The organism is Pantanalinema rosaneae CENA516, from assembly GCF_050753385.1.
Taxonomy (GTDB): Bacteria; Cyanobacteriota; Cyanobacteriia; order Leptolyngbyales; family Leptolyngbyaceae; genus Pantanalinema; species Pantanalinema rosaneae.
In genome coordinates, this window is sequence record NZ_JBLZFZ010000054.1 from 36,774 (window position 1) to 46,267 (window position 9,494).

General features: G+C 48.7%; 9 protein-coding genes, 1 tRNA gene and 1 CRISPR repeat array. Of the genes, 5 read left to right on the forward strand and 5 right to left on the reverse strand.

The genetic code is table 11. The annotated features are described in order from the left end of the window. Positions 1–206: 206 nt before the first annotated feature. Both ACN4EK_RS24840 and ACN4EK_RS24845 read left to right on the forward strand, forming a co-directional pair. Positions 207–1,520 carry a tetratricopeptide repeat protein gene (locus ACN4EK_RS24840; RefSeq protein ID WP_431660967.1) on the forward strand — a complete coding sequence of 438 codons (1,314 nt, stop codon included), beginning with the start codon at positions 207–209 and terminating at the stop codon, positions 1,518–1,520. A 1-nt stretch (position 1,521) separates the two neighbouring features. Continuing rightward, complete coding sequence (locus tag ACN4EK_RS24845) at positions 1,522–1,827, forward strand: hypothetical protein (protein ID WP_431660968.1); 306 nt, start codon at positions 1,522–1,524, stop codon at positions 1,825–1,827. Positions 1,828–1,829: 2 nt separating this feature from the next. Here the strand turns inward: ACN4EK_RS24845 and ACN4EK_RS24850 are convergent, their stop codons facing one another. From ACN4EK_RS24850 to ACN4EK_RS24870, 5 genes are all read right to left on the reverse strand, one after another. Then, the gene (locus ACN4EK_RS24850) at positions 1,830–2,477 is read right to left on the reverse strand and encodes a DUF3318 domain-containing protein (RefSeq protein WP_431660969.1); all 648 of its coding nucleotides are present in this window, start codon (positions 2,475–2,477) and stop codon (positions 1,830–1,832) included. A 227-nt stretch (positions 2,478–2,704) separates the two neighbouring features. Beyond that, entirely contained in the window at positions 2,705–2,887 is a 183-nt protein-coding gene (locus ACN4EK_RS24855) for a hypothetical protein (RefSeq protein WP_431660970.1), read from the reverse strand. A gap of 314 nt (positions 2,888–3,201) precedes the next feature. After that, a complete protein-coding gene (locus ACN4EK_RS24860; RefSeq protein ID WP_431660971.1) occupies positions 3,202–3,555 on the reverse strand; it encodes a resolvase in 354 nt (117 codons plus the stop codon). Positions 3,556–3,636: 81 nt separating this feature from the next. After that, positions 3,637–3,987, reverse strand: a complete 351-nt coding sequence (locus tag ACN4EK_RS24865; RefSeq protein WP_431660975.1) for a hypothetical protein — start codon at positions 3,985–3,987, stop codon at positions 3,637–3,639. Next, positions 3,960–4,781, reverse strand: coding sequence for a DUF1350 family protein (locus ACN4EK_RS24870; RefSeq protein ID WP_431660972.1), 822 nt, complete (start codon positions 4,779–4,781; stop codon positions 3,960–3,962). Before ACN4EK_RS24870 ends, ACN4EK_RS24865 begins: the two co-directional genes overlap by 28 nt. Before the next feature lie 175 nt (positions 4,782–4,956). On the opposite strand from ACN4EK_RS24870, the gene ACN4EK_RS24875 reads away from it, so the two are divergent. From ACN4EK_RS24875 to ACN4EK_RS24885, 3 genes are all read left to right on the forward strand, one after another. Continuing rightward, positions 4,957–5,029 (forward strand) — tRNA-Phe (locus ACN4EK_RS24875). Between the two features lie 208 nt (positions 5,030–5,237). Beyond that, complete coding sequence (locus ACN4EK_RS24880) at positions 5,238–6,023, forward strand: Uma2 family endonuclease (RefSeq protein ID WP_431660973.1); 786 nt, start codon at positions 5,238–5,240, stop codon at positions 6,021–6,023. Positions 6,024–6,055: 32 nt separating this feature from the next. After that, complete coding sequence (locus ACN4EK_RS24885; protein WP_431660974.1) at positions 6,056–6,253, forward strand: hypothetical protein; 198 nt, start codon at positions 6,056–6,058, stop codon at positions 6,251–6,253. Positions 6,254–6,305: 52 nt separating this feature from the next. Next, positions 6,306–9,229: direct repeats of the CRISPR family, unit length 36 nt; unit sequence GTTTCCAACTAATCCGATTTGAGGTAATCGGAAAAC. Positions 9,230–9,494 lie beyond the last annotated feature (265 nt).

Genomic DNA, 9,494 nt, shown 5'->3' on the forward strand with positions numbered 1-9,494 from the left:
TTGCCTAACTGCCCTATGAAAAAATCAAGGTTTAACTTTCGCACACCTGGTAACTTTCGCACATTTTGTAATAAATCTCAACGCGATCGCGAATAAACATCCCTCTGGCGATTGAAGCAGGAGCACCAAGCTCACCCGAAGATCTGGAACATTTGTCTGTGCCATTAACGACTTATTGAGTAGCCCGCCCGCCCCAGCAAACCGCCATGACGACCTCTACTTTAACGAATGCGATTGAACGCTATGAAACCGCGATCGTGGCGCTGGAAGTAGCGGGGGAACGACTCTCGGCAGAAGAGGTACTGGAAGCGCTGGTTGCCCGAAGTGTGGTGCATCAAACGCTGAACGCCTATCCTCGGGCTTCTCTGCGGCAAGGCTTAGGTAACCTCTGGGCTAGGATGACCCACCACAAGCCCCGATCGCAACGCCGCGACTGGCAACGGGTAGTGAATCGGCTGGATGCGCGGTTAAATCAACAGGCGACTTACATCAATCAAGCTGTCAAACTGGAGGACTGGCAGGTATTACTACCGCCTCCCGAACGGGAATGGTTGCGGTTGCTAGAAGCTCCCAAAATTTCCTCGTGGCGCGATCGGTTTGATTGGCTGTGGCAGGGATTATCCATTTCGCTACTTTCCGTTGCCCTCAGTCTCCTGGTGGGGCTATCTGCCCGCTTCCTGGAAGGCGGTCCCGATGCCTTAGGCGCGTTTGCGGTGATTATGCCCAGCGTGGTTGGGCTGCTGACGGGCGGTGGGGCCTTAACTAAAACCGGACGGCAGGCAATGGAACATATTTTAAGTAGCCTCAGAATTGCCCGCCATTGGTGGGATGAAATTTTTTGTGGGCTATCAGCCTTGTTTCTGCTGTCGATGATCAGCTTCTGGCTGGCTCTGCCCTACATTGCAGTTCTATATGAGCAAAGTGCTGATCTGGCCTATCGGGATGGTCAACTGGCAATGGCGGAATATCGCTATACACGGGCACTGAAGCTGCATCCCAGCCACTTGGATATTCACTATAAGTTGGGACGGTTGTATGAAGACCTCACCCAAATTGATCAGGCGGCGATCGAGTATCAGATTGCGGTGAAAGGGGGACGCGATGGCGAAGCCTATAAAGCCTACGATCGCCTCGCTCGCATCTATATTCTGGACGGCACCCCCGAAAGTTATTCCAAAGCAGTGTCGCTGTTGAATGAAGGCTTGGGGTTAGCGTTAGCCAAAAATGATCAGGAGACAATGTATGCCATTTACAAGAATCTGGGGTGGGCAAGACTCAACCAGGAACGGTATATCGAAGCTGGCGATGTGTTGCAACGGGCGATTAATCTAGCTCCCGAACGGGCTCCCGCCTACTGCTTACAGGCACAAGCATTAGAAGGATTACAAGATCCGATCGCGGCAATGGCAGCCTGGGAACAATGTCTTAGATTCGCCAATCAAAAAGATCCAGATGAGGATCTCTGGATCGGTTTGGCACTCAAACGATTACGGGTTGAAATGAATAGCAATGAAAGCTAGTGTGTCTATCTCGTTGGCTCTGACCCTGGTACTGATCGCTCCAGCCAGTGAGAGTCAATTTCCCCCCCGACAACCGATCGCCCAGATGGTTCGCGTGGAAGGCAAGGTCGAACTGAAACCCCAAGGGCAACCCAACTATCGCCCAGTGCAAGTGAATGAGCGATTGTACCACGGGGATTTATTACGAGTGGAGCGGGGCGGTCGGGGCGTAATTCGCTGCACCGCAGATGCCACCACCTGGACCATTCCGGCAGATGGACTTCCTCGGGGGGTCGCCAATACCTGTTCCCCACCCTCAACGCGGTAATACTAATCCGAGTAAGCGTCTTCAGGCTGTGCCTTCATTTTTGCCTTAGCTTTAGCCGCACTCTTCTTCAAAGCGTCTAAGCGCGTTTCATACTGAGATCGCAATTTCTTCTTCGGCGACTGGTCAATCAAAGTTTTCAGCGCACTACCCAAACTCTTATAGGCATTGGGCAAAGTATAGCCAAAGCGAGTTGCCAGCGCGATCGCCCGTTCGTCAGCTTCAATTAAATCTTTAATCACGCGATCGTTACTATTCTTCTGCCACAGTCGCCAACCGGATACGCCACACAGCGCCAGCGCTAACAGTAACAACAAGCCATCCTGTACCCATAGTTCCCCTACTGCACCCCCTAACCCGATCGCCAGGGCTGCCATTTCCCAGCCATCCTTGGGAATCGTATCATTCTGGATCCGTCCGATCTCATGCCAGAACAGCAAATTCCGTTGATCGGTTGCCAACTGCTCCCATCGCACCATATCAATCAGAATTTCTACCTCATCTTTACCAATCTCTTCAGAGGTAATCAGTGGTGGATTGACGGAAGAAGTCGCTTCAACGGAAACCCAGCTTTGGAGTTCGGGAGGTAATAAGCTCCGCAAACGCCGTAGCTCGCTCATCTCGGCTCTAGCAGTAGAGGATGCGTATGCCATGTCCAGACCTGGAGTGTTCAATTAATAACTATAGTGCTTCCTCTTGGATCATAGCGATCCTGCTCCCGTTTGACAGGTGATTTTTCACCCAGGTAGGGAAATCCGCCCATGCAAAACTCCAGGCTGACACAGCAACTCCTCCAGTCCCACCGCCACGGTTGTCTCGCCTTCAGAACCATGGGAAGCTCTCCTGAGCAATGCGGTTAACCGACTTCTGGCTCTAGACTCTAACGCCGTTCTACAGATACATAGCGCGTCGGTAATTGAGAACTGGCTTGAGAGTTAGAGTAATAAGCAATCACCATCAGTGGCAAGGTGAGGGTCAGCACCGCGATCAAGGTTCCGAAAAGGGTGGCAAATCGGGAGGACGATCGGTCAGACGAACTGGCAGATGGACTACCTGATTCCATAAAAGTAGGGAAAAGCTGATAACAACAAGCGAATTAAATTGGAACGACTAGGACGGGGAATACTCCTCTGTACAAAAATTGTAATCACCCTGCTTGGAGAAAGTAGTGTATAGCAAACAATCTCAATGCAAACGGGGAACAAATTACTTAGAGGATGTTTTAAAAGTATCAAAGTGATTGCACTTGCCCCCTTTTCTGGTATGCCCGTAGGGCTTTAAGCCCCCAACTCTGGGGGACTTTGAATCCGGTTCCCCCCAGAATTGGGGGGCTAGGGGGGCGGTTCAGGTAACGATTTTGACTTTTCAAACACTTTCTTAGGAGCGGGTTTTTAAGAGTTGGTGAATGCTCTGTAGCTCAGTCAGAATCGCTTGTAACAGTTCTTGCGTCGAGTTACGCGGCGACTCCCGCACTTCGATCGTCACAGGGCGAATTTTCAACACATCCTTGGCAAACCGAGCCACTTCATTGGGATGAAATAACAACAAATCATCTTTATGGGATCGGATCTCGGGGTTAAGCCGCTTGGGATGATAGGGCGGATTGAGGCTATTGGGGTCGGTATTAGCATACCGATAGACCGACGCTCTAGAACGATTCAGCGCTTTTTGCACCGCTTCTATATCCATCAATCCACTCTGCTCAATGCCAATCTCACCATCCATACTCATGCGACAGAATCAATTTTAGACCTGTCAATCTTACCATGAGACTAGACATTTGAGGCTGTGATCAACGTCACAGAGCGCTGTTTAAGTCAAAAAGCCTTGATGAATCGCATCTACAGCTAGCACGACACCGAGTAACCCGATCGGGAGCAACAGAATGCCGTAGATCGGAAAGACTAACAACAGGCTGCCGATTAACCAGCAAAGTAAGGAGGTCAACAGGAAGAGTGCGACTCCTAACAACACAGTACCAAGATAGGACATATAAATTCTGCCTCCAATGCGAAATAATCCCTCATGAGCATGAGTAATTTTGATAGTGGGAAATGAAGCGTAATTACCACTACACCCATGCGTTGGCAGGATCCCGATGATTTGATCACTATCGTTCATCTCTTCAGGATGCCCTAACGCGGCGACAAAGGATTCAACCACCGCACGATCGATCGCTCTAATTCATGCAATTCTCGGTAAACCTCTTGCCGCATCCATTGCCCGATCGCATCAAAGGGAGTAAAGATACTGCCCGTTTGCCAACGCACATCGGGACCTAAGGGGGTGAGATGGGTGCCAGGAAGTTTTTGCGCCACGATCATATTCGGAAAACGAGTTTGCAATAGCTCTGTGAGAGCAGTCGTTTGATCGATCGTGTCATTGGTAAACTTCACCAGCAAATTACGCCTTACCTGGTAATTTTCGGCAATGATGCGATTGGTTTCGACTGGCGAAGGGATGAATTCTGCCGTCATTGGGGTAGACATTTGGGCGAACAGTGCCGACACTTGCTCCACCAGGGGCACCGCATCCCGCGCGGCAAAGTTATTAAACGAAATCAGCACATTACCCGCCCGTTCCACCGGAAAGGTACTGCCAATCAACAAATGTAATTTGCAGCCCAAACTATGCCCCATGCCATAAATCGGCAGGTAGCGTTTGCGTAAGGTGGTTTCATACAGATGTTCCATTGCCCGATCGAAGTTCCGCAGCACCGTTTGGGCGATCGCCTGATGGTCAAAGGTATTAATAAAGGGGGTTGCCACAATGCCATATCCTTGCAGGGCTAACCGTTCTAGCAACCGCCGATAGGTGACTTGGGGAGCCGTCGCCACAAACGCCCCGCCTAAAAAATGCACGATCGCGCTTGGTCGGGGTGGCATTAAGACCCAATTTCCAGAAAGTTCTTGCCAGTCCATGTCGTCCAGAAAATCAGGGTAAGGGATCCGGGACACACCATTTCGCCCCATTCCCTATTCTGCCGTACTCTCTCGATCGTGGTTGGGTGTCTTGAGCGATTGGATGCGATCGGGTGATCTAACCAAATTGCCATCTTTTTCCAAAATCCCCTTGCCATAACGCCCTCTGGTTTGCTAATTTGGTTAAGCGTCAAAAACACAGACGTTCCCCGCCGGGATAGCTCAGTTGGTAGAGCAGAGGACTGAAAATCCTCGTGTCACCGGTTCAAGTCCGGTTCCTGGCATTAGTAGATTGGTTGCTGTGATGGCTTTACGGAATGGTTCTGATTGGGTCAGAAGAATTCTGGGTGAGTCGTACGATCGGAAAGGTAGGGCAAGTTGAAGCTTGGCTGCTGCATACCCAGTCTTCGGTGAGATTGCAAACCCTGGCTCAGGGAACTTCCCAAAACCCCCAGTGTTAAAATACGGGCATTTGCGTCTAGAGAACGGCTTATGTCTGGTGTCAGACCATTAACTGAGCAGGTTGATCCACCTCGATCGCCCAAAGAAACCCTGCCTACTATGTATGATCTGCCCAGCGAAGATCCCGAGGAGCCCGGTTTGCCCGACGAATTTCACCTGTGGCAGGCAGAACTCTGTAGCACCACCTTCCATCCCCCCACCCATCCCCCCGAACAAGTCTTCGTCGCCAGCGACCTGAACCTCTACTACGACCCCCGCCATACCAACTGGTATAAACGTCCCGATTGGTTCGCCGTCGTCGGTGTTTCTCGTCTCTATGAAGACCGCGACCTGCGCCTCAGCTATGTTCTTTGGCAGGAAGGCGTTCGCCCGATCGTGGCGATTGAATTCCTCTCCCCCAGTACCCGCGATGAAGACCTGGGGCTGCGCCAACAACGTACTCCCCAACCCACCAAATGGCAAGTCTACGAGCAGATTTTAGGCATCCCCTACTACATCGTCTTTGATCGCTATACCAATGAATTTCTGGTGTTTCAGCTTGAAGGCGATCGCTACCGTCAGCAAGGCTTAACCGAGTCAAGAGTCTGGCTACCCAGTTTGGAGCTAGGCTTGGGGCTATGGCAGGGCGAGTATCACGGTGTTAACCGCCAATGGTTGCGCTGGTATGATGCCGAAGATAACTGGATTCCTCTGGCAGTCGAACAGGAACGTCTCCGGACACAGCAGGCAGACCAACGGGCCGAACAGGAACGCCAACGGGCTGAACGATTAGCCGAGCGGTTACGGCAAGCCGGGATTGATCCAGATGAGATCTGATCGCGATCGCCAGTGGGGGAACAGAGTTTGCGGTGGAGAGTCGATCGGTAGGTTGTCGCTGTCCTGATTTGATGGTGCTGAGGGAGGAGACGCTGGCGGCGTTGGCGGGGGCGAGTCGATCGCTGATGTTGCTGGAGATGCCTGCGCCCCGATTGGTGGTGGACGTTGTTTCGCCAGGGGAGCCAGGGACAGAGAATTATGTCTACGATGATGTGGAGAATCCGATTTGAGGTAATCGGAAAACCCTAAGCATCGACCCAATCGCTGTAGCGGTATTAAGCAGTTTCCAACTAATCCGATTTGAGGTAATCGGAAAACTACCTAGCTCAACATATATTATCGATGCTGATAAAGTTATAACGTTTCCAACTAATCCGATTTGAGGTAATCGGAAAACGTATGTACGATCATCTACTGCACGACAGCTACGGCAATGTTTCCAACTAATCCGATTTGAGGTAATCGGAAAACGTTACGTTCGGCTTGAGTTTAGTTGCTAGCAGCATCTTGCTGTGGTTTCCAACTAATCCGATTTGAGGTAATCGGAAAACTCTGATTGGAATGCAGCAAAGAACCATAGAGACGACTACAGTTTCCAACTAATCCGATTTGAGGTAATCGGAAAACTTTCAGCACCCAACACATCGTTGAGTTACCAAACCACCCTCGTTTCCAACTAATCCGATTTGAGGTAATCGGAAAACGCGTTGACGGCCTTGGGATTGCTGACACCATTTATACTGGGAGTTTCCAACTAATCCGATTTGAGGTAATCGGAAAACATGGTTGAGTGAAGAAGGCAGAAACCTATGGCAACGCATAAAGTTTCCAACTAATCCGATTTGAGGTAATCGGAAAACTTGATACAAGTTTCCGGCATGGCACGATCGACGCTGGAACGTTTCCAACTAATCCGATTTGAGGTAATCGGAAAACCTAAATGACTTTTTCATCGTGTCAAATCTTTATGTTCTGCTGCCGTTTCCAACTAATCCGATTTGAGGTAATCGGAAAACCGCAAACAGCATGCTTTCTGACAATTGTGTCCTCGTAAAACAGTTTCCAACTAATCCGATTTGAGGTAATCGGAAAACTTCTCGGAACAGGCGCAACAGCCTACTGGCACACAGCCCAATTAGTGAGAGTCAAGTTTCCAACTAATCCGATTTGAGGTAATCGGAAAACCTTATCTGTTATAGCCATCAGATTTTTGGGCAAACACTAATGTTTCCAACTAATCCGATTTGAGGTAATCGGAAAACGATAACATCAATGGCGCTGTTGATGCACCCAGCATTACTGTTCCCAACTAATCCGATTTGAGGTAATCGGAAAACATTTTTTGTAGAGGGTTCAAATCATGAAATTCCAAAAAGGTGTTTCCAACTAATCCGATTTGAGGTAATCGGAAAACGGACGCGAGTCCAGTTATGATTATCGAACCCGGTGAGGTGAACCTAGTTTCCAACTAATCCGATTTGAGGTAATCGGAAAACACTTGAGACAAGAATCAACTTTTTATCCCCAGCCTGACGTAAGTTTCCAACTAATCCGATTTGAGGTAATCGGAAAACTCTTGGTGATCTGAAGGGCAAAACCGTTTCAAAGGATGACTTTCGTTTCCAACTAATCCGATTTGAGGTAATCGGAAAACACGAAATCGACTAACTGACTTTTCAGTTTTGTTTGTTGTGTTTCCAACTAATCCGATTTGAGGTAATCGGAAAACCTATACGGGCTATGGGAGCCGTTGCTTTTAGCGGCATGATATTGGTTTCCAACTAATCCGATTTGAGGTAATCGGAAAACATTCTATGGCCATGCAGGAGTACAATGCCTGCATCAATGGTTTCCAACTAATCCGATTTGAGGTAATCGGAAAACGCTTGGTGTTCCAGACTCCTATTATACCGGGAGCATTTGGCAGGTTTCCAACTAATCCGATTTGAGGTAATCGGAAAACAACATAACCACGGCAATGATGGTTGTGCATCAAGAGCAATTAGGTTTCCAACTAATCCGATTTGAGGTAATCGGAAAACGTCCGAGAGGATTTTCCACCTTTCCTGCTGGGAACTCCACCTTGAGTTTCCAACTAATCCGATTTGAGGTAATCGGAAAACCGATAGATTGGTGGATCAAAGTTGGGTTGACTGTAGCCAACGTTTCCAACTAATCCGATTTGAGGTAATCGGAAAACCTCTGATGAAACCGACTCCCACTACCCCACCTGTCACGGGTTTCCAACTAATCCGATTTGAGGTAATCGGAAAACTAAGTCATAGCTCCCTACGTCACTCCCTCACTTCCAACTTATTAAGTTTCCAACTAATCCGATTTGAGGTAATCGGAAAACATTCAAGCTGGACACCAGAGCAAGCTCTTCAAGACCACTTGTTTCCAACTAATCCGATTTGAGGTAATCGGAAAACCAGGAGGCGGTCGTGAACCAAGTAACGTGAACAAGGTAATGGTAAAGTTTCCAACTAATCCGATTTGAGGTAATCGGAAAACCTGCTGCCATTGCTGCACCGACTGCGGTTCCAAGCGGAACGTTTCCAACTAATCCGATTTGAGGTAATCGGAAAACCTTATGAAACTGGAGATCCCGATCTTCAGGAGGTTGATTAGTTTCCAACTAATCCGATTTGAGGTAATCGGAAAACGTTAACAAGGTGATGATGAACGGGGTAAGATATTATTGCCCCAAGTTTCCAACTAATCCGATTTGAGGTAATCGGAAAACGCTAAGGCTTTTATCAGTTATGTATATATAACCTACGACGTGTTTCCAACTAATCCGATTTGAGGTAATCGGAAAACGAGTCTTCATCCTGGTTAACGGATGAATCTGTGGCTTGCCGCGTTTCCAACTAATCCGATTTGAGGTAATCGGAAAACGTGGATGAAGAACTTTCTAGCTTCACTTCTGAACAGGCGGAGTTTCCAACTAATCCGATTTGAGGTAATCGGAAAACTTATTTAGTCTTTAGTTTCTGGCTGTAGAGTGAGAGTTTCCAACTAATCCGATTTGAGGTAATCGGAAAACCAATTCTGGTCACAATGTTTGTCGGTAGCGGGTCTGAGTTTTGTTTCCAACTAATCCGATTTGAGGTAATCGGAAAACGCGTTTGTAATTTTGACCGGTTTTTCGTTCGGTTTTATGGCTGGTTTCCAACTAATCCGATTTGAGGTAATCGGAAAACTCACCCCTCCAGAGATCCCTACCCGAAGCCAACTTCAGGCAGCGAAACTCCAGAGGGGGGTAAATCCAGCTTAACATCTCTCGACTTAGCCTCTTAGCAGGTAGCTGAAACCATTACTACGCAGGCAATCCACAGAGGTCAACGGAAGAATGGGAGTTCTGGCGATCCGGCGACCTGTGGAGCGAGGATGAGTTGCTAATAGGAACTGGAGAGATGGGGGGATGGGGAGAGGGGGAGGTGAGGAGGCTGTCTCTTATACACATCT